The following is a 24,213-nucleotide window of genomic DNA, read 5'->3' as shown; positions in this document are numbered from 1 at the left end:
CGTCCCTCCCGCCGCGGTCAGGAGAACAGCGAGCTGACGCCGGCCCGCTTGGAGCGCCCCTCGCTCAGACGATACAGCTCGGCCAGGGCCGCCTCCACCGGCTCGGGCGGGGCCGAGGACTTCGCCGACGGGGCGACGGAGGACTGGGCGGTCAGCGACGAACGCACCTGGAAGATGTGCCTCCTGTCGCCGCTCCCGAAGTCTCGGACGTAGTCTTCGAGCTGCCCGTCCTCCCTCAGGAGGATCACGAACGTGTCGGCGCCCGAGCCGCCGGTCATCGTCTCTCGCGAGTCGAAGTAGCCGGCGAACAGGTAGTCGTCGCCGTCTTCGCCGTAGAGTTGGTCGTGCCCGCCCTCGCCGTAGAGCTCGTCGCGGCCCTTGCCGCCGTAGAGGGTGTCGTCCCCCTCGTCGCCCCAGGCGTTGCCGTGGTTGTCGCCCCAGAGGTAGTCGTTGCCGTCGCCCCCGACGAGGTAGTCCGACCCCATCTCGCCGTACAGGACGTCGCCGCCGCCGCCGCCGTAGAGCTGGTCGGTCCCGCCCCCGCCGAAGATCCAGTCGGCGCCGCCGACCCCCGTGTGGCTGTAGGAGTCACCGTACATCGTGTCGTGGCCTTCGTTCCCATACACGACGTCCGACCCGCCCTCGCCGAATATGGAGTCGTTTCCGCCCTGGCCGGCGAGCGTGTCGTCGCCTTCGCCGCCGAAGATGACGTCGCCCTCCCAGCCGCCGTTGGGGTCGTACCGCTCGTCGCCCCAGATCGTGTCGTTGCCGTCGCCGCCATAGATCGTGTCGGAGCCGAGGTCGCCGGACAGCTCGTCGTTGCCGCCGTTGCCCAGGAGGTAGTCGTTCCCGGCCCCGCCGAAGATGACGTCGCGCCACGGCTCGGCCCCGAAGTCGTCGCCCGCCAGGGTGTCGTTGCCAAAGCCCCCGACCAGGAGGTCCGACCCGATCTCGCCGGACAGGACGTCGTCGCCGCCCTGGCCGTACAGCGTGTCGTCCTCGGTCCCGCCGTAGAGGTGGTCCTGCTCCCAGCCGCCCGCCGGATCGTAGTAGACGTCGCCCCAGAGCGTGTCATTATGGGAGCCGCCGTACAGGTAGTCGGCCCCGAGGTCGCCGGACAGGAAGTCGCTGCCGCCCTCCCCGGCCAGGACGTCGTTGCCGTCGCCGCCGTAGAGGTAGTCGTTCCCCTCGTCGCCCCAGGCGTTTCCGTAGTTGTCTCCCCAGAGCGAGTCGCTGCCGGCGTAGCCGAACAGGACGTCGGAGCCCATCTCGCCGTACAGGCCGTCGTTGCCGCCGCCGCCGTTCAGGTAGTCGTCGCCCGCCCCGCCGAAGAGCCCGTCGCTGGAGTTCCCGGCCCACGGGTCGTTGCGGTCGTCGCCCCAGAGCTGGTCGTGGCCGTCGTTGCCGAGGATGCTGTCCGAACCGCCGTCGCCGGCGATCTGGTCGTTGCCGCCCTGGCCGGCGAGCGAGTCGTCGCCCTCGCCGCCGTAGATGACGTCGTTGCCGGTCCCGCCCCACGGCTGCGCGGCGCTGTCGCCCATGACGGTGTCGGCGCCGTCGCCGCCGTAGATCGTGTCGTCGCCGCCCTCGCCGTAGAGCTGGTCGTTGTCGGCCTCTCCATTCAGGGTGTCGTTCCCCTCGCCGCCGAAGGCGAAGTCGTCGCCGAGGCCGCCCCAGACCTTGTCGGCCCCGTCGTTGCCGTAGATGAGGTCGTTGCCGCCGAGGCCGTAGATCTGGTCGTCGTTCGCCCCGCCGGAGAGGACGTCGGCGCCCGCGCCGCCGAAGAGGATGTCGTTCCCCGCCCCGCCGTCGGCCGTGATCGGCATCGTGACCAGGCCCGAGGCGTTGAGGTTGTCGTTGCCGCCGAAGCCCTGGAAGTTGACCTGCCGCGCGGTGATCTGCGAGCGTGAGAAGGACTGGGCCGTCCCGTTGATCGTCACCTTGATCTGGCCCGCGGCGCTGTTGGGGTTGATGTCCTGGATGGTGACGACGTCGGCGGCCTGGGTGCCCTCGACCATGAGGACGCCCCCCCAGATGTAGGCGGCCGGGACGATGCGGGTCTCGAGGAGGTCGTAGCCGGACCAGGTCCGGGCGACCTTGGGACGGCGGCGGCTCGCCGGCGCGGGGAAGGACCAGCGGCGCGACTTGCTGCGGACGGACTCGGCTGACATTGAAGAGGTCTCCCTGGTTGTCGGGCCGGATGTCGGCCCGTCATCCCCGGACACGCAGTCCGGCGGGAAACCGCGCCAGGTCCTCCGAAAGATTTCGGGATTTTCACCTACCCTCGCCGACGGCCGTGCGGAGCCAGGCGCGGGCGTAGGCCCAGAGGCGGTCGGCCGTGCGGGGGGCGATCCCCAGGGCGTCGGCCGCGTCGGGGATGCTCATGCCGGCGAAGTACCGCAGCTTGACCAGCTCGGCCGCCTGGGGGTCGGCCTCGGCGAGGCGGTCGAGGGCCTCGTCGACTGCGATCAGCTCGGCGTCGCCACGGTGGTCGGGGGCGGCCAGGGCGTCCTCGGGGAGGTCGATCCGGGCGACCGCGCCGCCCCGCTTGAGGGCGTTCCGGCGGCGGGCGCGATCGACGAGGATGTGCCGCATGGCCTCGGCCGCCGCGGCGAAGAAGTGGCTCCGGTCGGCCCACCGGGGGCCGTCGGCCGGGCCCACCAGCCGGATGTACGCCTCGTGGACGAGCGCCGTCGCGTCCAGGGTGCGCCCCGCGGCCTGCCCGGCCATCCGGGCGGCGGCCAGCCGCCGCAGCTCGGCGTAGACGAGCGGGAAGAGGTCGGCGGCCGTCCGCCGATCGCCGTCGGCGGCATCCACGGGTGAAGAGTCTTCGCACATGCCGCCGATTCTATTCCCGGCGCGACGCGCCGCAACTTAACTTTCCTAAACTCTCCCGGCAGGGAAATCGGGGCGGGGAGGATCGCCGCGCCGAGGGCCTTGCGGGCGATTCGGCCCGTGTGGGGCGGTCGGCGTGCGGAATACGCCCGTTTCGACTATGCTGGCACCAGGCGGGGGAGGGACGTCCCGCGATCCCCGAGGCGAGACGAGGCGTGAGCCGATGACCGGACTGGACCTGGAATCGTTCCTGCTCCTGCTGAAGGCCGACCTCGGCGCCTGGGCGCTCGTGGCGCTGGGCTGCCTGATGCTGGCGATCCTGGTCTGGGTGAGCTGGGGCTCGCGGCAGGCGATCCGCAAGTGCCTGGCGATGTCGATCGCCGCCCACGCCGCCCTCCTGCTGGGCGGCAGCAGCGTGCCGGCCGTCATGCGGGCGCTCAACCCGCAGCGGGCCGAGGACGACGGCGAGGACCACATCCGCCGCATCCGCGTCTCGCCCGTCGCCGATCCCGAGACGGCCGGGGCCTCGGCCGAGATCCTGCCGTTCGCCTCGCTCGCGGGCCGCCCCGCGCGCTCCGGCCCCGCCCCGGTGGACCGGCTCGACGAGCCCGTCGACCTCGCCGCGCCTCGGGTCGACGCGGCGCGTCCCGAGCCGGCGCCCGCCGCGGCGATCCCCGAGCCGACGCGGCCGCCGCCGCTGGCCATCGAAGGGGCGTCCCCCGCCGCGCCGGCGGTCCCGCAACCGAGCGCCCCCGAGGAGGCGCCGAGGCCCGCCGACGCCACGCCGCAGCCGCCCGAAGCCATCGCGGCGGTCGGCGACGAGACGCTCAACGCCCCCGACGTCCCCGCGCCCGAACCGGCCCCGGAAGCCGAATCGCCGCGAGGCAACGTGCCCCTGGCGGGCGACGCGCGGATCCGCACGAGCCGGCCGCGGACCCGGCCGGAGGCCGCGAAGGCCGAGTCGCCGGCCGAGCAGCCCGCGCTCCCGCCGCTCGCCCTGGCGACGCCCCGCCCGGCCCCGGCGCGTCCCGCCGCCCCGCCGCTGGCCGACCTGTCGGCGACGCCCCGCGCGCCGATCACCGAGGTCCCCAGGATCTACCGCTCGCGGCTCGACGCCGACCGCTCGGCGCGGGCCCAGCGCGCGGGCGCAAGCCCCGCCAGCGAGCAGGCCGTCGAGCGCGCGCTCGACTGGCTGGCGCGGCACCAGGACGCCGACGGCCGCTGGGACGGCGGCACCGCCCGCTTCGAGGACGGCGAGGTCGTCGAGGGCGACGACGACTACACCGTCCACTGCCCCGCCGGCCAGACCTGCTTCGGCGAGTGCGCCTACTGGGAGGCCGACACGGGCCTGACGGCGCTGGCCCTCTTGACCTACCTCGGCGCCGGCTACACGCACAAGGAGGGGAAGTACGCCGCGACCGTTTCGAAGGGCCTGGGTTTCCTGCTCCGCCAGCAGAAGCCCGACGGCGACCTGCGGGGCGTCAGCAAGACCGTCGGCATGTACTGCCACGCGATGGCCACGCTCGCCCTCTGCGAGGCCTACGCCCTGTCGCTCGACGACCGCTTGCGAACCGGGGCCGAGCGCGCCGTGGGGTTTCTGGGCCGCTCCCGCGCCCGCGACGGGCTCTCGTGGCGGTACGCCCCCGGCGCTCCCGCCGGCGACACGAGCATCCTGGGCTGGGTCGTCATGGCGTTGAAGTCGGCCCGCGAGATCGGCGTGCCGATCGCCGACCAGGCGTCGCTGGAGAAGGGGGCCGCGACCTGGCTCGAACGGGTGGCCGACGGCGACGCCAAGGGGCTCGGCAAGTATCAGCCCTGGGAGGGCGTCACGCCGACGATGACCGCCGAGGCCTGGGCCTGCCGCCAGTTCCTCGGCCTCGGCGGACCCGGCCCCGCCAGCTCCGAGGCCGCCGCCTACCTGCTCAAGCACGAGTCCGACAAGGGCGGCACGAACGTCTATTACTGGTACTACGCCACGCTCGCCATGTACCAGCACGGCGGCCGCCCCTGGGCCCAGTGGAACGACCGCGTCCGCAACCGCCTGGTCTCGCTCCAGCGCACCGCGGGCCATCAGGCCGGGAGTTGGGACCCCGACGACAGCGTCTACGGCGCCCGCGGCGGCCGCATCTACTGCACCACCCTCGCCGCCCTGACCCTGGAAGTCTACTACCGCTACCTCCGCCTCTACGACAAGCCGAGCCTCCCCGAAGACCTCGACGACGAACCGCTCCCCGACCCCGCCCCGGACCTCGACGCGCCGGTCGCGCCTGGGCGGCCGTAGAACCCCCCCGGCTCACGGGGCACGGACGGTCGTCGAGGCCGACGGGGTTGGGCAACAATAACCTGGTGAAAAACGGTCCAAGCGGATCTGATTGCGAGAATCGTCGTTCCCCCCGACGAGCCTGCAACTGCCTTAGATCCGTAAAGTAGAGGTGCCCGATGGATGCCGGTCTCGAAACCAGGGTGAAGGAATTCTTGGCGAAAGAATTGGCGACCCATCCTGCCCGCTTCAGCCTTCGGACTACTCTCCTCGCCGATCTGGGCATCGATGGTGAAGACGGCTGGGAGTTGATCGAGGCGTTCGGCAAGGAATTCGAGGTCGATCTATCCGGGTTTGATGCGTCGAAGCACTTCGGACCGGAAGCGGGCGGAACTCCATTCACGTTTGTCTATGCTTTCATACAGGAATTCCTGCTTCGAAAGGACCCCCATGACCTATGGGGGCTCTCTGCCATCACGATCGGGGATTTGATCGAAGCCGCCGAACAAGAGACATGGCTCAAGTAGCGTCTGTTGTTATCTCACGGCCCGAATAGCCATATCGGAATTCACCAGGTTATTCTTGCTCGCCTCCGACGTGCAAATCCGGGCGACGCTCATCTCACCTTCAGCCGCCCACACTCCTCACGCATGACTCCGCCGATCACCGCCGGCGCCGGCCGCCAGTCGTCGAGCGCCGGATCGGTCAGGATCGGATGAATCGAAGTGACGCCCCCGACGGCCGGGGTTTCCAATCCGTACACGACGAGGCTGATGCGAAGCTGACGGATGACATACGCGCACATGAAGCACGGCTCGGCGGTCGTGTAGAGGACCGCCGCGGCGAGGTCCCTGCGACCCGTCGCATCGAGCGCCGCCTGACAGGCGAGGATCTCGGCATGGCCGGTGACGGAGCGTCCTGTGGGCAAGGTCTCGGCCCCTTCGCCGAGGATCACGCCGTCAAGCGCGACGACGCCGCCGACCGGGGTGTCGCCGCGGTCGCGTGCCGTCGCCGCCAGTTGGAGGCAGCGTCGCATGAAGCGTTCGTGGTCGTCCGACATCCTCTCGACTCCCTTGGTCGTGCTTGATCGATTCGTGCGTCCACTTCGTTGTAAACCGGGCGCGGCCTCGTGCGTAAGAGTGAGGGGAGCCTAGCCGGCTCCGCCCGTCCCTTCGTACCTCAACCTGGTGGGGAGCGCGTCATGATTCGGTATTCCGCGGCCCTTCTCGCCATCCTCGCCTGCGGCGTGGTCGACGCGGGAGACGATGGCCAGAGCCCGGTGCGCACCTGGCGTTATCCGACCGACAACGGCCTCACCGGCACCATCTTTGGACGCGACGGAGCCGATTGGACGGAAATCCGGCCCGCCGGGGAGCCGACAAGCACGTTCAAGTTCGTGCGTCACACGAACCGCTTCACCGAGCTCTTCGACAAAGACCGGAACTTCACCCTGATCCTCTACTCCGACGGCGAGAGCGAGTGGAGCGTGGGGGAGGGATGGAACAACTGGCTCAAGGGGACGTGGGAGCCCGGCACGGCCTTGGCGGTCCGGAGCCACGGACCGATCCGATGCCGAGAGAGCGGTTGAGCCGGCGGTCGCCGGAGGCTGCGATCTTCGCCGACGGCTCATCGACAGGATGAGCGGGCGTCGGGACCGACGCATGGCGGTCGACGTTGTTTCATGAAAGGGGCTCTCGATGGACCGACGCGAAGTGATCCGACGGTCGGTCGCGATCGGCCTGATCGTCGCCGCCTCGTCGGCGGCCGTCGAGGCCCAGGAGCCCTCCGGCCGGCCGCACGCGGGCTACACCGAGGCGATCCCCGACTCGGCCGTCCGCTTCGACATGGTCGCGATCCCCGGCGGCACGTTCGCCATCGGCAGCCCTTCCGGCGAGGCGGGCCGCGGCGGCGACGAGGGGCCGCGGCGCTCCGTCACGATCCGCCCGTTCTGGATGGGCAGGGCCGAGGTCACCTGGGACGAGTACGCCGAGTTCCGCAAGGGCGGGAACATCTCGAACCGGACGAACGCCGAGGCCCTGGCGAAGGACGCCGACGCCGTGACGCGGCCCACGCCGCCCTATCCCGACGAGACGCGGGGCTACGGCCGCGAGGGCTACCCGGCCATCGGCGTCAGCCACCACGCGGCGATGGAATACTGCCACTGGCTCTCGAAGAAGACCGGCAAGATCTACCGCCTGCCGACGGAGGCCGAGTGGGAATACGCCTGCCGCGCCGGAACGAATACGATCTACTTCTTCGGCGACGATCCGAAGGAACTCGCCCGCTTCGCGTGGTTCGACGACGGCGCGAACGAGACGCCGCAGCCCGTCGGCCGAAAGGCGGCGAACCCGTGGGGACTCCACGACATCGTCGGCAACGCATCGGAATGGTGCCTCGACCGCTACGTCGCCGAGGCCTATGCGAGGCTGCCCGAAGACCGGCCCTCGGTCGGCCCCGTCATTCTTCTGAAGGAGGCGCCCCACCCGCACGTCGCGCGGGGCGGTTCCTGGGCCGACCCTGCGGCCGCCTGCCGTAGCGCCTCGCGGCGGGGCTCGGACGCGACCTGGAACCAGATGGATCCCGACGGCAGCATCCGGTGGGTCTGGGACGCCGACTTCGTCGGCTTCCGCGTCGTGCGGGCGGTCGACGAGCAGGAGGACCTCAAGGGCGTGCGCTCGCTGGTCACGAGGAGACGCCGATGAACGCGGCGCGAGGCCGGCTCACTCGTGCCGGAGCGCGTCGATCGGGTTGAGCAGCGACGCCTTGATCGCCGGGACGAGGCCGAAGACGACGCCGGTCATCGTGGAGACTCCGAAGCCCAGCGCGACGGCCCAGAGGGGGATGACGACGTCGACCATCTGGGGGTGGAGGCTCGCCAGCGAGCAGAGCCCGTAGCCCAGCGCCACGCCGGCGGAGCCGCCCAGCAGGCTGAGCGACACGGCCTCGATGAGGAACTGCAGCAGGATGTCGCGCCGCCGCGCGCCGACGGCCTTGCGCAGGCCGATCTCGCGGGTGCGCTCGGTGACGCTGACCAGCATGACGTTCATGACGCCGATGCCGCCCACGAGCAGCGAGACGCCCACGATCCCGGCCAGCACGGCGGTGGCCACCAGGCTCATGCTGTTGAAGGCGTCGAGGATCTCGTCCTGGGTCCGGACGTTGAAGTCGTTGGGCTGGTTCGCGTCCAGCCGGTGCCGCCGCCGCAGCAGGTTGACGATCTGGGCCCGGGCCTCGGGCACCGCCTTCTCCGACGTCGCCTGCGCCGTCGCCGCCAGCCGGCGGAGCTGGGCGGGGTACATTTTGAGGGCCATCGTGTAGGGGATCAGGATCAGCTCGTCCTGGCTGTTCCCCAGGAAGCTCCCCTTCTCGGAGAGCACGCCCACGACCGAGAACCGCCGGCCCTCGATCAGCAGCGAGCGGCCGACGGCGTCGTCGCCCAGCTCCAGCTTGCGGGCCACCTCGCGGCCGAGCATGCAGACCGCCCGACGCTCCTCGACGTCGACCACCGAGAACGGCCGGCCCGACGCGACGTCGAAGTTGCGGATCGTCAGGTAGTCGGCCGACACCCCCTCGAGCGCCGCCCGCATCTCCTCGCGGCCGGACTGCACCAGCACCGCGGGCGACCGCACCAGGGGCGAGAGCCGCCGCAGCGCCGGGCAGTTCTGCCCGATCGCGACGAGGTCGCGCTCGTCCATCGCGATCCGCCCCAGCCGCCGCCCCGCCTCGCCCGCCGGCCGCTCGGGCCAGACCCACATCGCGTTCGTCCCCAGCCCCTGCAGGAACTCGGCCACGTATCGCGTGAAGCCCTGCACCACCCCCACCACCGTCAGCGTCGACGTCACCGCGATCACGATCCCCAGCACGGTCAGCATCGACCGCAGCCGGTGCGCCCAGATCTGCTCGAACGCATTCCCCATGTTCGCCAGCGCGATCCGCATTCAGGACCTCTCGTTCACGTCACTCGAACAGCCGGCCGACCGTCACATCGAAGCCCGGCAGGATCGACTCGAATCGCAGGACCTCGTCCGAGCCGAAAGACTTCGACGATTTCGCGGCATCGAACAGACGCGCATTCCGCTCTTCCGGATCCAGAACGACGACGACCAGCACGCCCGCGTTGATGTATTCGCCCACCTTCCGCAGGACGTCGCCCCAGCGGTCGCTGGGCGAGAGGACTTCGAAGACCAGCTCCGGCGGGCTGGGATTGTAGCCGGTAGGCGGGTCGCCTTTGGGCAGCCGGGCGTAGCTGTAATACGACACGTCGGGGCCTCGCACCGTGTCGGGGCCTCGTTCGGTGACGACGCCGGCGTCGTTGTTCACGACATAGCCCAGGTCATGGTCGTCCACGAAGATGGCGAGGAGTTTCCCGATCCTGTTGCAGACGATCCCGTGCCTGACTCCCGGGGGCGGCGACATGATGATGCGTCCTCGCACCAGTTCCTCGACGTACCCCGAGTCGGGACGCCGGGCGAACTCCTCGGCCGTGATCAGGGCGGGCGTCTGTTCGACCGTCGCCATCGGGGATCCTCCTCGTTCACTCGAACAGCCGACCGACGACCACCTCGAAGCCGGGAAGGACCGCCTCGAATTTCAAGACGTCCTCCGGCCCGAGAGTGCGCGGTCCCTCGTCTGGCTCGAACATCCGGGCGGTCCGCTCTTCAGGATCCAGCACGACGACGGCCAGCACGCCGGCCCCGAGATAGTCGCCGACCTTGGTCATGACGTCCTTCCAGCGGTCGCTGGGCGAGAGGACCTCGACCGCCAACTCGGGGATCTCCGGGCCGTAGCCGACGTTGTCGGCGTCCGTCGGGAGCCGCTGGAAGCTGTAGTAGGCCGCGTCCGCGCCCCGGACGGTGTCGGGATCGCGGCGGATCACGATGGCCGAGTCGTTGCCGAAGACCCGGCCCAGGGCATGATCTTCCAGGAACCGCCCGATTGAGTAGACGACCCTGGCGCAGACGAAGCCGTGGCGACGATTTGGAAGCGGCGACATGACGATGCGTCCTCGCACCAGTTCCTCGATCATGCCCGAGTCGGGCCGCCGGGCGAATTCCTCGGCCGTGATCAGGGCGGGCGTCTGTTCGACCGTCGCCATCGGGGACGCTCCTTTCGCGCGGTAGGCCTGTCGTGTCGCATTGTCCCAGACGGGGCGGAAACCGTCCACCGGGGCCGGGCGGTCAGGGCTCGCGGCATTCGTCGGACTCGACGCGGCCGTCGCGGATGCGGACGATGCGGCGGCAGCGGGCGGCGACGTCGGGCTCGTGGGTGACGACGACGATGGTCTGGCCCTCGCGGTGGAGGTCGGCGAAGAGGTCGAGGATCTCCTCGCCGGTCTGGGTGTCGAGGTTGCCCGTGGGCTCGTCGGCGAGCAGCAGGGCGGGGCGCTGGACGATCGCCCGCGCGATCGCCACCCGCTGGCGCTGGCCGCCCGACATCTGGTTGGGCCGGTGGCCCATCCGGTCGCCCAGGCCCACCCGCTCGAGCGCCTCGACGGCCCGCCGCTTCCGCTGCGAGGCCGACGCCCCCGAGTAGATCATCGGCAGCTCCACATTCCGAAGGGCCGTCTGGCGGGCCAGCAGCTCGAACGTCTGGAAGACGAAGCCGATCCGACGCCCGCGCACCTGGGCCAGGTCGGCCTGCGAGAGCGCGGCGACGTCGCGGCCGTCGAGCCGATAGCGGCCGCTGGTGGGGACGTCGAGGCAGCCGAGGATGTTCATCAGAGTCGACTTCCCCGAGCCCGACGGCCCCATCACGGCGACCAGCTCGTTGGCCCCGATCGCCAGGTCGACCCCCCGGAGCGCGTGGACCGTCTCCTCGCCGACGCGGTAGAGCTTGGCGACGCCCTGCAGCTGGATGACGCTCGCGTCGGGCTCGATGTCTCAGCCCTCCTCGGCCAGCTCGGCCGTCGTCGCGACCGGGACGACGGGGTCGCCGTCCTTCATCTCGTCGAGGGCGTGGAAGGGGCCGACGACGACGCGGTCGTCCTCGCGGATCCCGGCCTTGACCTCCACCCGGCTCTCGTCGCTCAGCCCGGTCTCGATCGGCCGGGCGCGGGCGACGCCGCCTTCGAGGACGAAGACGACCTTCAGGTAGCTCAGCTCGGCGTCGCGGGCCTTCTCGCCGGGCGGCCGGGCGTTGCGGCCGGCCCATTCGCGGATCGTCGCCGAGTCGGGCAGCTCCTTGCGGCGGCGGTGGACGACCGCCTGCGAGGGGATCGAGAGGGCCTCCTCGCCGCGGCGGACCTCCACCTCGACGGTCACGCTCATGCCGGGGCGGAGCAGGGGGCCGTCGGACGCGGAGCCGGTCGGCGGGGCGACGTCCAGGTTCACGAGCGTCTCGAAGCCGACGACGTCGTCCTTCTTGAGCTTGCCCTGGGGCGAGACGCGGTCGATCTTGCCGGCGATGGGGCGGAGCTGGTCGGACTGCAGGAAGACCCGGGTCGTCTGGCCGGGGCGGACGAGCGGCACGTCGGTCTCGTCGACGTCGGCCCGCACCCGCATCCGGCCCAGGTCGCAGACCTTCATCAGCACCGAGCCGGGCAGGTTCGTCGTGCCGGCGATGACGATCTCGCCGACGTCGACGTTGATGTTCGAGACGACGCCGTCCATCGGGGCCCGGATGATCGTCCGCCGGACGTCCTCCTCGCTGGCCCGACGCATCGCCTCGGACTCGATCAGCTCGTTGCGGCTCATCGACAGGGCGGCCTCGGCCTTCGCCAGGGCGGTGAACGAGTCGGCCAGCTCGGTGGGGGTCGAGTAGCCGCGGCCGGCGAGCTTGGCCGCCAGGTCGGCGTCGCGGCGGGCCTTTTTCAGGTCGGAATCCGACTGGTTGATCGCGGCGTCCAGGCGGGAGATCCGCGCCTTGGTCGAGTCGAGCTTCGCCTGGGCGTCGGTCGGGTCGATCTCGACCAGGACGTCGCCCGTCTTGACGGCGTCGCCCTCCTTGAATTTGACGGCGATCACCCGGCCGATGATCTGGCTGGCGATCTCCGCCTCCTCGACCGACTCGACCTTGCCCGAGGCCGTGATCGTGCGCACGATCGTCGCCCGCGCCAGCGGCTCGGCCAGCACCTTCCGCGAGGGGGTGCGGACCAGGGCCCAGTCCAGCTTGACGTTGCCCGGCCGCCGCGCGGCGTTCATCGCCGCCAGCCCCGCCGCCAGGACGCAGACCCCGAGCACCGTCGCCACGCCGCGCATCATGAGCATCCCTCCTCGTCGAGTCCGAATCACGACGCGATCAGCGCCAGCCGCATCGCCGAGCCCACGAACCACGCCGCGCCGACCCTCGCCGCCAGCTCGACCGCCCCGAGCACGCCGCAGAGCCCCAGCGCGACCGCCAGGTTGGCGTCGCCGCGACGGCGCCCCGCCAGGGCGAGCGCCAGCCAGCCGACGATCGCGAAGGCGTCGAGCCCCCGCAAGGCCAGCCAGACGGCCGCCTGGTGCGTCCCGGGCGGCAGGAAGAGGGCGAGCGACGTGTCGACGTCGTCCTCGCTGCGGCGCAGCCAGACGACGAGGCCGAGCCGGACCGCCAGGCCGAGCACCCACCAGCCCTGGAGCCGCACGCAGCCGGCCCAGGCCGGCTCGAACTTCAAGGGCCTCCCCGCGAGCGCCGCGCAGGCCGTGAAGCCGACGGCCGCCGCCCCGGCGCGGAGCGCCATCGCCGCCGGCTCGAAGAGGAAGTCGCCCAGCAGCCGGACCGTCGCCCAGAACCCGAACGCGGCCCGCTGCATCGCGACCGCCTTGCGCACCGCCTCGTCGCTCGGCGCGGCCGCGCCGTCGCGCTCGATCCGCGTCACGCCCCCCTCGAGCGCCGTCGTCAGCGCCGCGGACCGGCCCCCGGACGCCCACATCGCCGCGTACAGCGCCAGCATCAGCGCGAGCCAGAGCCCCAGCATCGGGGCCCCGCGAGGCTCCTCGACCCTGATCGATCCCGACGTCCCCAGCGTTGCGGCGAGTTCCATCGCGGCGTGCTCTTCCCCCGGATGGATCCGGCGAACGCGAATGTATCGCATCGGGTTACCCGAGTCACGCGCCGAAGGTTTCAGGCGCGGCGCGTGAATCGTTCGGGACCGGTGCGCAGGCGTTCAGCGGACGACCTGGCGGTCGCCGTCGTACTGGATCGCCCGCTGGCGTTCGACGACGAAGTCCCAGTCCAGGCGATGAGGGGGTTCGAGGAAGTGGCGGTAGGCCGCCGCCATCTGCCGCGCCGCCTCGTCGAAGGTCACGCCCCCGAAGCCCGTCCCCATCGCCGGGAACGCGGCGACCTCGATCTTCCGATCGGCGGCGCGGTTGTGGGCGTGGATCGCCAGGATGGCCGCCCACGTCGCGCTGTACACCTTGTCGGTCCCGTCGATGCCGCCGGGGACCCGCATCGTCGGGGCGTGGCACAGGAACGGGACGGCCTCACGGCCGGTCTCCAGCACGAAGGCCGTCCCGACCGGCTGCTCGCCGAAATACTCGTCCATGATCCTGTGCTGGACCCGCCCCATGAGCGGCTCGCCGAAGTATTGCACGACGGCCGCGTCGATCCCGGCCGTCATGATGCCGAAGGCGTTGCCGGCGGTGACGAAGCAGTCGTGCGGTTCCAGCTCCTCGAACCGCGCCCGGACGACGCGCACGCCCGGCAGGCCCGCGAAGCGGCGCCGGAAGGCCTCGCACGCCGCCTCGTCGGGGTGGATCAGCCAGAGGGCCTGCAGCATCGCGATTCGCTCCGTCGCAGGCCCTCCGGTCGTGATCGTCGGCCCGTCCCCTACCGGCTCACTTCTCGGCCAGGGCCTTCTCCAGGGCCGCCTGGACCTCGGGCGACTCGGGCGTCGTCTTGGGGTCGAACCGGGCGACGACCTCGCCCTTGCGGTTGACGAGGAATTTGGCGAAATTCCAGCCGATGGGGCCGGCGTAGCTGGGGTTCGTCGACTCGTTCGTCAGGTACTGGTAGAGCGGGTGGATCCCCTGGCCCTTGACGACGATCTTCGAGAAGAGCGGGAACGTCACGTTGTACTTGGTGCTGCAGAACTGCTTGATCTCGTCGTCGGTGCCCGGCTCCTGCTTGCCGAACTCGTTGGCGGGGAAGGCGAGCACTTCCAGGCCCTGGTCCTTATACTTCTTGTAGACCTCTTCCAGCCCCTTGTACTGCGGGGTGAGGCCGCACTGGCTGGCGGTGTTCACGAGCAGGAGCACCTTGCCCTGGTACTTCGACAGGGCCACGTCGGCGCCGTCGATGTCCTTGACGTGGAAGTCGAGGACCGAGGCCGGCTTCTTGTCGTCGGCGGCCGCCGCCGGATTCGCGGCGAAGGCGGCCACGGCGAGGCCGAGGGCGAGGAGGAGCGGGCAGGCGAGCAGGAATCGTCCGAGCACGGTGGGGGTCCTCACTTGGGGAGCGGGCGCTTGGGGGGATGACCGGGGGGGGTCGTCGCGGCGAGGCCGACAGCGTTCATCTTCTTGTCGTACGATGGGTTTTTCAAGAGACGTCAATCAAGAGTTCAACCTTTCGGCCGGCGGCCGGGGTCGGGGCGGCGAGGATCGAGGACGCGATGGATGAGACGTTGACGCCGGGCGCCCGGCGCGCGATGGATCGGGCCGCGAGCCGGGCGCGGTCGCGGGGCGCGGCGGCCGTCGAGCCGGCCGACCTGCTCGCCGCCCTGCTCGACGAGCCGGAATCCCGCGCCTCGGAGCTGGTCGCCGAGTACGGCATGGCCCCGCAGGACGTCCGCGAGGCCCTGGGCGCGGCCCGGCTCGACGAGGACGCGATCGAGGCGGCGGGCTACGGCCTGCTCGACGAGCCCGCGGTCGATTCGCCTAGGTCGTCGGCCATCCGAGCGGTCGTCGGCGAGGCGACGGCCCGGGCGCGGGCCGACGGCCGCAAGGCGAGCGTCGGCACCGAGCACCTGCTGGCCGGCCTGGTCGCCGAGGCGGCCTTCGTCCTGGAACCGCTCCGCGACGCCGGGCTCGACCTCGACGGCCTCCGCGACGCGCTCATCCGCGACGAGGCCGAAGTCGAGCCGTTGCCGCCGCTGGAGGGCCCGCCGCTCGACCTGTCGGACTCGACCCGCACCGTCGACCTGGCGCGGGTCCTCGACGCCTCGGCCAACCGGGCCCGCGAGGGACTGCGGGTCGTCGAGGACTACGCCCGGTTCGTGCTCGACGACCCCGGCCTGACCCGCCGGCTCAAGGAGGCCCGGCACCGGCTGGCCGACGCCCTCCGCGGCTTCGACCCCGACCTGCTGCTCGCCGCGCGCGACACCCGCGAGGACGTCGGCACGCACATCATGACCCACTCCGAGCAAGTCCGCGAGAACCCCCGCGCCGTGCTCGCCGCCAACTTCAAGCGCACCGGCGAGGCCCTCCGCTCGCTCGAAGAGTACGGCAAGCTCGTCGACGTCTGGCTCGCCGGCCGCTTCGAGGTCCTCCGCTACGACGTCTACACGCTCGAAAAGCTGATGATGACGGCGGTCCACGCCTACCGCTCGCTCGCCGACTGCCGGCTGATGGTCCTCGTCGGCGGCCTGCCGACCCTGGGCGACGTGACCTGGATCGTCGGCGAGGCCCTGGCCGGCGGCGCCGACGTGATCCAGCTCCGGGAGAAGGGCCTCCCCGACCGCGAGCTGCTCACCCGCGCCCGCGAGGTCCGGATCCTGACCGCGCAGGCCAAGGCCCGGTTCATCCTCAACGACCGCCCCGACCTGGCGCGACTGTCCGGCGCCGATGGCGTCCACCTGGGCCAGGACGACGTCACCGTCCGCGACGCGCGGCGGATCGTCGGGCCCAACCTCGTCATCGGGGTCTCGACCCACGAACGGGCCCAGCTCGACGCCGCGATCGTCTCGGGCGCGGGCTACCTCGGCGTCGGCCCGGTCTTCCCCAGCGCGACCAAGGACTTCGCCGAGCCCGAGCTGGCCGGCCTGGCCTACGTCCGCACCGTCGCCGAGACGACGAACCTCCCCTGGTTCGCCATCGGCGGCGTCGACGCGACCAACGTCGACCGCGTCCTCGAAGCGGGCGCCTCGCGCATCGCCGTCAGCGCCGCCGTCGTGAAGGCCGATCGCCCCCGCGCCGCCGCCGCCGCCCTCCGCGCGGCGCTCGACGCCGCGGCCGACGGCCGCTGAGCCCGCCGCGCCGGATTCGCCGCGACGGGTTTTGCATTTCGACGGGGCGAGGACTAAGATCTTCGTACCACGTCGCGGTCATTCATGATCGCTTTTTTATAGTTCCGGCCGACGGGGGCGTCGCTCCCGCGGCCGGCCTGAGGGGGCCGCGCCGATGTCGTCGTCGCAAGGGGTCGGGTCGGAAGCGGGCGAGCCCGGCGGGGCGGCCCGAGACGGGGCCTCGACGGGCAAGCGAGGCCGGCCCCTGGTCGCGGTCGCGGCGCTGGCCGTCATCGCCGGCTCGGCCGCGTTCGTCTGGAGCCAGGTCGACTGGACCCCGAGCGTCGAGGACCGGCCGCCGCCGGCCCGCGCGGCGAGGCCGCCCCGGCCTCCGGGGTCGATGGACGTCAGCCCCCAGTCGCAGATCGACGTCCGGAGCCTCCTGACGATCCGGAAGCCGGAGGCGGGCGGGCGCGCGACGGCCTTCCTCGGCAAGCCGGACGGCCCGAAGGACGCCACCGGGGTCTACGTCTCGCAGCAGAAGCTCCTCGACCGCGAGCTGGTCCGCCAGGCGGTCCTCCTCGCCGCACGCGAGGAGCGCGGGCTGGCGACGCGCGACGAGCTGCTCGACGGCGAGGCGCCGCCCGCCGGCGGGCCCCATCCCGCGGAGATCAGCAGCAACTTCAACGAAAGGCAGACCCGCGTGCTCGCCCGCGAGCTGGACGGGAAGCGCCCGGCCGGGCTCATCGAGCCTTCGCTCGCCAGGAAGCTGGGCGACGGGCCCGACGCCGACGACTACCCCCTGCGGCTCGCCGCGATCCTGGAGGGGATGACCCGGGCCGAATTCCCGGCGCTGCTGGACCGGATCGGCGGGAAGGGGGGGCCGAATCGGGCCGTCGCCGAAGGCGCGGCGCCGGAGGGGGTCGAGGCGAGGCTGGCCACGCTGGGGCTCGTCGACCACTTCGAGGCGGTGCGCGCCCTGCACCGGTCCCTTCGCGAGGAGGGCGAGTCGCCGGAGCGCCTGGGCGCGCTGGCGCGAGCCTATGCGCAGCTCGCCGCGCTGACCGCCCACCACTGGAGCGCGGTGCATCGCACCTTCCAGGCCCGCGCGATGCTCTATGCGGAGCGGCTCGCGGCCCGGGCCCCCGATTCGGCCTTCGCGCTCCGCTGCCGGGCGTTCGTCCGCACGCTCGTCGGCGTCCATTTCGCCGCCGCGAAGGACCTCGAGGCCGCGGCCGCGCTCGACGCCAGGGCCGAGAAGCCCGCCGCCGCGCCCGGCTGGGTCGACGTGATCGACGCCGCGCTGAAGTACGATTCCGCCCGCCTGGCGGCCGCTAAGCCGCCGCACGACCGGCTCGCGGCGTTCCTCGACATGGCGAGCGTCGAGCAACCCCCGGGGACGCGGCTGGCCGTCCAGTCGGCCGAGGCCGTCCTCCGGCTCGACCCCGACTGCGGCCGGGCGTTCGACCTCATCAGCGACGGCGGCGAGCTGGGCGACCGGCACAGGTCGACGGAAGCGGCCCCGGCGGCCTTCCGCCACTTCTTCCGCGAGAAGCTGGCGGCCCTGAGCGGCCTCCCGGCGGCGGTGAAGGCGGCCCTCGGCCAGGACGCCGACGATCCGGCCCTGACCGCCGCCCTCGACGAGGCCGGGCGGCCGGACGTCGACGCCGGCGAGCCCCCGTGGGGCGCGCTCGCCCAGCTCGCCCGCGAGGCCCGGTTCGTCCAGGTCCAGCGCCGGCTGGTCTTCATGAGCCGCACCTGGGGCGTCCCCGTCGACGACTACTGGGACGAGGTGCGGCCCCTGGTCGACGGCCACCGCTACCGACCCTACCTGGGCGCGTTGACGAAGGACCCGGCCGAGGCCCGCGCGTTCGCCGAGTTCGCCAAGACGTTCGAGATCGGCGACCTGGAACCGACCGAGCACGACATGCTGCGACTGATCTCCGGGGACGGGAAGAAAGATCCCAAAAGCTACTGGGCGGTCGCCGAGGGCCATGCGTCGCGCACCGCCCGCGACCTCTCCCTCGTGATCGCCGAGGTCCCGGTCAAGCAGACGCCGCCGGCCGAGGTCCTGCTCCGGGTCAGCCCGCGCAACCCGTACGCCAAGGCGATCTTGATCCGGCAGGACTGGGACCGTTCGCAGGCGAGGCTCGACGAGTGGGTGAAGAGCGACGGAGACCAGCCGGCGTTCCAGCGCGCCCTGGGCTTCCAGTACCTCGACCTGAAGCGTTTCGCCGAGGCGCGGGAGTGGCTGGTCCGCTTCGTCCAGCGGTCCCCCGACCGGCAGGCCTACGAGAAGCTCGCGGCCTGCTACGAGGGCGAGGGCGACCGCAAGCGCTGGCTCGCCACGCTCGACGCCTACCTGGAGAACACCGAGGACGCGGGCCTCGGCCACGCCCAGGTCCGCGTCCGGATCGCGAAGTACTTCCTGTCGCAGGGACAGCCCGAGAGGGCCAAGCCCTACGCCGACGAGGCGGCGCAGACCTGGGCCGGCTGGGCCATGCTCTGCGCCTCGGAGGTCGACGAGCGGCTCGGCGACCTGGACTCCGCCGAGGCCTGGGTGCGGAACGTCGCGGAACGCTATCCCGCCAACTGGGAATACTGGTATCGCTTCTGCCAGCGCACGGGCAAGGGGGACCTCGAAACCTCCCGACGGCTGGCGAGGGCCGCCGTCCGCGGCTCGGGCCTCGCGACCCCCTACGGCCAGGCCTACTTCCACTGGATCGAAGGCGAGCCGGACGACGCGGCCCGCGTGCTCGAGCGCATGCGCGAAACGAAGCCCGACCCCAGCGTCGAGAGCCTCCTGATGCTCGTCTACGACCAGACGGGGGCCGCGGAGAAGCGCGACGCGCTGCTGCGAAAGCTGGTCGGCGACCTCAAGGACCAGGCGCCCAAGTCGTCGGCGATCTGCTCGCTCCTCCTGGGGTCGACGGCGGCCGGCGCCGGGCCGCTCGACCTCGAGGCCGTCGAGGCGGTCCTCGCCGAAACCCCGCCCGAGAACCGCCTCCCCATGCGGTTCCTCGTCGCCCGGTTCCTCCTCAACCACGGACGCGCCGAGGACGCGCGCCGGTACCTCGAAGCCTGCCTCGGCCCCGACCACGCCAACGACTGGGGCCGCGCCGCCGCGGCCGCGTGGCTCCGCGGCCTCTCCCCGGCCGCCAAGCCCCCGGGTCCCGATGCCAAGCCCGCCCCCAGCCGGACCTGACTCGGCCCGTCAGCCGCCGGCCGGCTCGGGCGAGACCTCCTCGAAGTCGGGCGCGAACCGCAGCCCGCCCGAGTCGGCCTGGGGCGTCAGCAGCCGGCCGGCCAGGCGGTCGGGAGTCAGGTCGGGGCGGAGGAGGCGGGCGGGGCGGTCGAGGTCTTCGAGGATCCCCTGGGCCGCCAGGTAGCCGCTGCGGACGGCGCCCTCCATCGTGGCGGGCCAGCCGGTGTCGGTCCAGTCGCCGGCGAGGAAGAGGCCGTCGACGGGCGTCCTCTGGGGGGGGCGGAGCGCGGCCACGCCCGGCCGGGGGGCGAACGTCGCGCCGTGCTCGGTGACGACCCACCAGCGGACGAGATTCGCGTCCTCCGCGGCCGGCCACATCTCCGCCAGGTCGGCCAGCACGGCGTCGCGGATCATCTCCTTGCTCATCCAGGCCAGGTCGTACGAGGCGCTGATGACGACCTGAAGGTACTGGCCGCCCCCCTTCGGGCTGCGGCCCTGGAGCGCCGTGTGGTTGAAGACCCACTGGAGGAACCGGCCCGGGGCGACGGCGTGGTCGAGCGGGCAGACGGGGCGGTCGAACCAGAGGTGGACGCCGGTGATGGGCGAGGATTCCAACCGGCCCAGGCCCTCGATCGCCGGCACGCGGCCGCGGATCGCCGGGTCGAGCAGGCCGCCGACGCGGTCGAACGGGACGGCCGCCACGACCATGTCGGCGTCGATCGTCTCGCCGTTGCGGAGCGTCACCCCGCGCACGGTCGAGCCGTCCTCGTCGGCGTCGATCGACCGCACGCCGGTCGTCAGGCGGACGTCGACGCCGCGGTCGCGGAGCCACGTCTCCAGCCGGGCGCCGTAAAGCTCGCCGAGCGGGGCGGAGGGGACCTCCATTTGGAAGCCCTCGCGGTTCATCAGGAAGCCGTCGACGAACACCTGGCGGGCCAGGCCGACGTCCATCTGGTCGAGCCGCTCATTGAGCGCCGAGACCAGGACCGTCGCCCAGAACAGGTGGATCGTGCGGACGTTCTGGCCGTGCCTCCAGAGCCAGTCGGCGAACGACTCGTCGCGGCGGTCGCCCCCGCCGGCGTCGCGGTCGAGGGCCAGCCGGGCCAGGCCGTAGGCGACCCGCATCTTGTCCCCCCACCCCAGGTACTTCGCCCGCAGGAAGCTGCCCCCGAGGTGGAAGGGCGCGGGGCCGAACCCGGCGCGGAGGGTCGACGTTCGGCCGTCGGGACCCAGGAACGTGATCGTCGGCTCGCGGCGGAAGAGGCCCGCGATCCCCACCCGGCGGCAGAAGTCGTCGAGGTTCGTGCAGCAGACCATGCTGACGTGTTGACAGTTGTCGACGAGTTCGCCCGTGACGGGATCGGTGAACGAGCTGGCCCGGCCGCCCAGCCGGGGGCGGCTCTCCAGCAGGGTGATCCGCAGCCCCCGGTCGACGAGCGTCGCCGCCGTCGCCAGCCCGGCGAGGCCGCCGCCGACGATCACGAGGTGGGGCGGGGGAGGGGGGTTGCGCATCATCGCGGGCGGCCTCGGCATCGGCTCAGGAGACCAAGTCGGGCTTGCGGGGGGTGCCGGCGTCGCGGCGGCCCGGGCCGAAATAGCGCGAGGGGAGCGAACGCAGGGCGATGGCGACCTTCCGCCAGCGCGGGACCGAAGTGCGGCCGGCGAGGACGTCGTAGTCGCGGCGGACGATCTCGTCGAGGAGCGCCCGGTAGATGCCGACGATCGTCAGGAGCACCGGCCGGCCGACGGGGGCGACGAGCGGGACGAGCCCGGCCGCCTCGTCGTAGAAGCCGTAGGCCCGCGCCGCGTAGTCTTCGAGCAGCCGCCGCAGGGCCGGGCCGGTCTTCGCCGCGAGCAGGTCGCGGTCGGCGACGCCGTGGCGTGCGAGGTCGTCGGCGGGGAAGTAGACCCGGCCGTTCTCGGCGTCCTCGCGGACGTCGCGGAGGATGTTGGTGATCTGCAAGGCCAGGCCGCAGCGGTCGGCCAGGCGTTCGGCGCGGCCGTGTTCGGACTCGTATCCCCAGATGTGGATGCAGCAGAGGCCGACGGCCGAGGCCACGTGGCGGCAGTAGTCGGCCAGCTCGTCGAAGTCGGCGAATCGCCGGGGGGACAGGTCCATCTCCACGCCATCGATCACCTCGTGCAGGAGCGTCGGCGGGATCGCGGCGACCCGGACGGTGTCGGCCAGCGCGACCAGGCCGGGCCAGGTCGAGGGCTTTCCCGCGAGCGCGTCGTCGAGGTCCCGCCGCCAGGAGGCCAGCGCCCGGACCTTGTCGGCCGCCGGGGCCTCGTCGTCGGCCAGGTCGTCCGAATGCCTCATGAAGGCGTAGAGCGCGCACATCGCCCGCCGCCGGTCCGGCGGCAGGAGCCGGAAGGCGTGGTAGAAGTTGCGGGCCTCGCGGCGGGCGACCTCGCCGCAGAAGCGATGGCTCTCCGCGAGCCGGGCGTCGGGCGTCACCGGGGGCTCTCCCCGCGCGGGGCCGCCGCGGCCAGCGGGGGGGCGGGGTCGAGACGGCGTGCGCCGCCGCCGGTCAGGCGGGCCCGGGCCAGGCCGAGCATCGCGCGGGCCAGCAGCCGGACCTTCGCGGCCTTGCCTAGCGACGGCCGCGCGGACAGCACGTCGTATCCGCACGCCTCGATCTTCTTGAGGATCTCCAGGCCGCCGCGCGAGAAGAGGTCGACGTCGACCGCGAACTCGCCGGGGATGCGGGCGACCAGCGGTCGGCCGGCGTCGAACAGCTCGCGCGTCCGCGCCACCTCGAACTTCAGCATCTCGCCGAAGGCCGGGGTGAAGCGACGCGCCTTCAGGTCGTCGTCGCGGACGCCGAATCGCTCGCGGTCCTCGCGGGGCAGATAGATGCGGCCGATGTCCAGGTCGCGGGCGACGTCCTGCCAGAAGTTCGCGAGCTGGAGCGCCGTGCAGGTCGAGTCGGAGAGCCGGGCGTTGGCCTCGTCGAAGGCCCCGGCGACGTACAGCACGAGCCGGCCCACCGGGTCGGCCGATCGGGTGCAGTAGTCGCGGAGCTGGTCGAACGTCGCGTAGTCGACGACCGTCTGGTCCTGGACGAAGGCGTCGATCAGCGCGTGGAACGGGCCGGGGGGGATGCCGTAGCGCCCGACGGTCTCGCGCAGGGCGATCATGACGGGGTGGCGGGCGCGGCCGTCGAACATCGCGTCCAGCTCGCCGCGCCACCAGTCGAGCAGCTCCAGCGATCGGGCGGGGTCGCCGACCTCGTCGCCCAGGTCGTCGGACCAGCGGCAGAAGGCGTAGATCGACTGGAAGGCCGGCCGGTGCTCGCGGGGGGTCAGCCAGGTGACGACGCTGAAGTTCTCGTAGTGCGTCGAAGTCAGCCGCGCGCAATAAGTGAGCGCGTCCCGGGGCGAGACGGTCTCGCAGGCCGGGGGGCCGAATCGCCGGAGGTCCGTCTCGAACGTCATCCCTGGTCGCTCCGCTTGCGGGGCCGGCCTCGCACGGCCGGGGCGTGGTCGGGCTTGATTCTACAGGCGGCCGGCCCGTCCCGCCAGTCGGGCGCCGGGCGGCCCATTGACCGCGCCCCGCGGCCCCGTGACAATCGGCGCGTCTCCGCCGGCCGACGCGATCGGCCGCGGCGTGCGACCGAACACCCAGGGGAAAACGACCATGCGCCCATCGACGACGACCCGTCTCGCGACCCTGCTCGCGGCGACGTTCCTGCTCCCGGCGACGGCGGCCCTCGCCCAGAGCGCCGGCAAGCCGCTGTTCAACGGCAAGGACCTCGACGGCTGGGTCACGCCCGCCGACAAGGCCCTCTTCGCCGTCGAGGACGGCGTGATCGTGGGCCGGACCGCCGGCGACCTCAAGAAGAACGAGTTCCTGGTCACGGCGAAGCCGTACAAGGACTTCACGCTCAAGGCCAAGGTGAAGCTCCGCAACGGCAACTCGGGCATCCAGGTCCGCAGCAAGCGCGCCGACGACGGGGCCGTCTCGGGCCCGCAGGCCGACGTGGCCGTCGGCTACTGGGGCCTGCTGTACGAGGAGCGCGGCCGCGGCATCCTCGAGCGCTACCCGGAGGCCGAGGCCGCCAAGATCGTCAAGGAAGGCGACTGGAACGACTTCGCCATCACCTTCAAGGGCAAGCGCCTGACGGTCGTCCTCAACGGCGTCACCGTGATCGACCGCGAGGACAAGGAGTTCCCCGACGAGGGGATCATCGCCCTGCAGGTCCACGTCGGCCCCGCGATGGAGGTCCGCTACAAGGACCTGAGCATCGAGGAGCTGAACTGAACGGAAGGCTCGGACGTCCCGGGGGCGTCGGTGAGGGGTCGACGCCCCCGTGCCCGTGCGAGGGACGGGGGCGCCTGGCTGTGGGCCGACGTCGACTCGTGAGGAGCCGATCATCGTCAGTCGCACGAGGGCTCGTCGTCATCGCCCTTTATCGGAAAGCAACGGCACGACCGGGGGCTGATCGGGTTGGCCTTGCCATTACCGGAGTATTGCCGATGCGGAGAGCCCTTTGCCTCGCGGGAATCCTGGCCGCGATCGCCTGCGGCGGGATCATCGGGTTCGTGTCGGGCGCGATTGTGGGGGTGGAACATCTCTACCGACGGTATACGGACCTCAAGCTCGGCAAGCATCGCCCAATCTTGCGTGAGCCGCAATTCGCAAGCGTCGAGATCGAGATTTCGTCCGCCGCACAGGTTTACCTGATGGGCAGAGTCGATTCCCGGGAGGCGTACAAATCCTTGGAGGAGCGGGTGCGGTTCTTGTTCGGCGACGAGGAGGCAAGAGACATCGTCAGGAACGTCTCCGTTTCCCAATATTGAGCGATCCTGACGTCGCGAAGACTTTCCAGC

Annotated in this window: 22 protein-coding genes; 8 read left to right on the top strand and 14 right to left on the bottom strand. The window is 71.8% G+C overall.

Annotated features, from left to right (window positions below; all coding sequences use genetic code 11):
- Window positions 1–17: 17 nt before the first annotated feature.
- Both PZE19_RS15620 and PZE19_RS15615 read right to left on the bottom strand, forming a co-directional pair.
- Window positions 18–2,171 carry a calcium-binding protein gene (locus PZE19_RS15620; RefSeq protein ID WP_277861562.1) on the bottom strand — a complete coding sequence of 718 codons (2,154 nt, stop codon included), beginning with the start codon at window positions 2,169–2,171 and terminating at the stop codon, window positions 18–20.
- Between the two features lie 103 nt (window positions 2,172–2,274).
- Window positions 2,275–2,817, bottom strand: coding sequence for an ECF-type sigma factor (locus PZE19_RS15615; protein WP_277861561.1), 543 nt, complete (start codon window positions 2,815–2,817; stop codon window positions 2,275–2,277).
- 241 nt (window positions 2,818–3,058) lie between these two features.
- On the opposite strand from PZE19_RS15615, the gene PZE19_RS15610 reads away from it, so the two are divergent.
- A complete protein-coding gene (locus tag PZE19_RS15610; RefSeq protein ID WP_277861560.1) occupies window positions 3,059–5,116 on the top strand; it encodes a hypothetical protein in 2,058 nt (685 codons plus the stop codon).
- A 158-nt stretch (window positions 5,117–5,274) separates the two neighbouring features.
- On the top strand, window positions 5,275–5,622 hold the full coding sequence (locus tag PZE19_RS15605; RefSeq protein WP_277861559.1) for a DUF1493 family protein: 348 nt from the start codon (window positions 5,275–5,277) through the stop codon (window positions 5,620–5,622).
- Between the two features lie 89 nt (window positions 5,623–5,711).
- On the opposite strand, the gene PZE19_RS15600 is transcribed toward PZE19_RS15605, so the two are convergent.
- Window positions 5,712–6,155: a nucleoside deaminase gene (locus tag PZE19_RS15600; protein ID WP_277861558.1), complete on the bottom strand. Its 444-nt coding sequence runs from the start codon at window positions 6,153–6,155 to the stop codon at window positions 5,712–5,714.
- 141 nt (window positions 6,156–6,296) lie between these two features.
- On the opposite strand from PZE19_RS15600, the gene PZE19_RS15595 reads away from it, so the two are divergent.
- Window positions 6,297–6,683: a hypothetical protein gene (locus PZE19_RS15595; protein WP_277861557.1), complete on the top strand. Its 387-nt coding sequence runs from the start codon at window positions 6,297–6,299 to the stop codon at window positions 6,681–6,683.
- A gap of 109 nt (window positions 6,684–6,792) precedes the next feature.
- A complete protein-coding gene (locus tag PZE19_RS15590; protein WP_277861556.1) occupies window positions 6,793–7,797 on the top strand; it encodes a formylglycine-generating enzyme family protein in 1,005 nt (334 codons plus the stop codon).
- A gap of 18 nt (window positions 7,798–7,815) precedes the next feature.
- On the opposite strand, the gene PZE19_RS15585 is transcribed toward PZE19_RS15590, so the two are convergent.
- The 8 genes from PZE19_RS15585 to PZE19_RS15550 form a co-directional block, all read right to left on the bottom strand.
- The gene (locus PZE19_RS15585; RefSeq protein ID WP_277861555.1) at window positions 7,816–9,033 is read right to left on the bottom strand and encodes an ABC transporter permease; all 1,218 of its coding nucleotides are present in this window, start codon (window positions 9,031–9,033) and stop codon (window positions 7,816–7,818) included.
- A 19-nt stretch (window positions 9,034–9,052) separates the two neighbouring features.
- Window positions 9,053–9,613, bottom strand: coding sequence for a Uma2 family endonuclease (locus PZE19_RS15580; protein ID WP_277861554.1), 561 nt, complete (start codon window positions 9,611–9,613; stop codon window positions 9,053–9,055).
- Between the two features lie 16 nt (window positions 9,614–9,629).
- Window positions 9,630–10,190 (bottom strand): Uma2 family endonuclease, encoded by a 561-nt coding sequence (locus PZE19_RS15575; RefSeq protein WP_277861553.1) that lies wholly within the window; start codon window positions 10,188–10,190, stop codon window positions 9,630–9,632.
- Window positions 10,191–10,272: 82 nt separating this feature from the next.
- Window positions 10,273–10,971: an ABC transporter ATP-binding protein gene (locus tag PZE19_RS15570; RefSeq protein WP_368411362.1), complete on the bottom strand. Its 699-nt coding sequence runs from the start codon at window positions 10,969–10,971 to the stop codon at window positions 10,273–10,275.
- A gap of 3 nt (window positions 10,972–10,974) precedes the next feature.
- Complete coding sequence (locus PZE19_RS15565; RefSeq protein WP_277861552.1) at window positions 10,975–12,294, bottom strand: efflux RND transporter periplasmic adaptor subunit; 1,320 nt, start codon at window positions 12,292–12,294, stop codon at window positions 10,975–10,977.
- 26 nt (window positions 12,295–12,320) lie between these two features.
- Window positions 12,321–13,055 carry a hypothetical protein gene (locus PZE19_RS15560; RefSeq protein WP_277861551.1) on the bottom strand — a complete coding sequence of 245 codons (735 nt, stop codon included), beginning with the start codon at window positions 13,053–13,055 and terminating at the stop codon, window positions 12,321–12,323.
- Window positions 13,056–13,178: 123 nt separating this feature from the next.
- A complete protein-coding gene (locus tag PZE19_RS15555; RefSeq protein WP_277861550.1) occupies window positions 13,179–13,793 on the bottom strand; it encodes a macro domain-containing protein in 615 nt (204 codons plus the stop codon).
- A gap of 58 nt (window positions 13,794–13,851) precedes the next feature.
- On the bottom strand, window positions 13,852–14,448 hold the full coding sequence (locus PZE19_RS15550) for a glutathione peroxidase (protein WP_277861549.1): 597 nt from the start codon (window positions 14,446–14,448) through the stop codon (window positions 13,852–13,854).
- Window positions 14,449–14,624: 176 nt separating this feature from the next.
- On the opposite strand from PZE19_RS15550, the gene PZE19_RS15545 reads away from it, so the two are divergent.
- Together PZE19_RS15545 and PZE19_RS15540 are read left to right on the top strand one after the other, a co-directional pair.
- Complete coding sequence (locus PZE19_RS15545) at window positions 14,625–16,196, top strand: thiamine phosphate synthase (RefSeq protein ID WP_277861548.1); 1,572 nt, start codon at window positions 14,625–14,627, stop codon at window positions 16,194–16,196.
- A 154-nt stretch (window positions 16,197–16,350) separates the two neighbouring features.
- Window positions 16,351–19,380, top strand: a complete 3,030-nt coding sequence (locus tag PZE19_RS15540) for a tetratricopeptide repeat protein (protein WP_277861547.1) — start codon at window positions 16,351–16,353, stop codon at window positions 19,378–19,380.
- Between the two features lie 9 nt (window positions 19,381–19,389).
- Here PZE19_RS15540 and hpnE read toward each other — a convergent pair whose 3' ends face one another.
- From hpnE to hpnC, 3 genes are read right to left on the bottom strand one after another with little or no spacing between them, the layout of a single operon-like run.
- Window positions 19,390–20,895 (bottom strand): hydroxysqualene dehydroxylase HpnE, encoded by a 1,506-nt coding sequence (gene hpnE / locus PZE19_RS15535; protein WP_277861546.1) that lies wholly within the window; start codon window positions 20,893–20,895, stop codon window positions 19,390–19,392.
- A gap of 22 nt (window positions 20,896–20,917) precedes the next feature.
- Window positions 20,918–21,838 carry a phytoene/squalene synthase family protein gene (locus tag PZE19_RS15530; protein ID WP_277861545.1) on the bottom strand — a complete coding sequence of 307 codons (921 nt, stop codon included), beginning with the start codon at window positions 21,836–21,838 and terminating at the stop codon, window positions 20,918–20,920.
- Entirely contained in the window at window positions 21,835–22,818 is a 984-nt protein-coding gene (gene hpnC / locus PZE19_RS15525) for a squalene synthase HpnC (RefSeq protein ID WP_277861544.1), read from the bottom strand. The genes PZE19_RS15530 and hpnC overlap by 4 nt, the downstream gene beginning before the upstream one ends.
- A gap of 202 nt (window positions 22,819–23,020) precedes the next feature.
- Here hpnC and PZE19_RS15520 point away from each other — a divergent pair, with 202 nt between their 5' ends.
- Together PZE19_RS15520 and PZE19_RS15515 are read left to right on the top strand one after the other, a co-directional pair.
- Window positions 23,021–23,644 carry a 3-keto-disaccharide hydrolase gene (locus PZE19_RS15520; RefSeq protein ID WP_277861543.1) on the top strand — a complete coding sequence of 208 codons (624 nt, stop codon included), beginning with the start codon at window positions 23,021–23,023 and terminating at the stop codon, window positions 23,642–23,644.
- A gap of 215 nt (window positions 23,645–23,859) precedes the next feature.
- Complete coding sequence (locus PZE19_RS15515) at window positions 23,860–24,183, top strand: hypothetical protein (RefSeq protein WP_277861542.1); 324 nt, start codon at window positions 23,860–23,862, stop codon at window positions 24,181–24,183.
- Window positions 24,184–24,213 lie beyond the last annotated feature (30 nt).

Source organism: Paludisphaera mucosa, assembly GCF_029589435.1.
GTDB classification, from domain to species: Bacteria; Planctomycetota; Planctomycetia; order Isosphaerales; family Isosphaeraceae; genus Paludisphaera; species Paludisphaera mucosa.
This window is presented reverse-complemented; position numbering and strand designations above follow the sequence as displayed.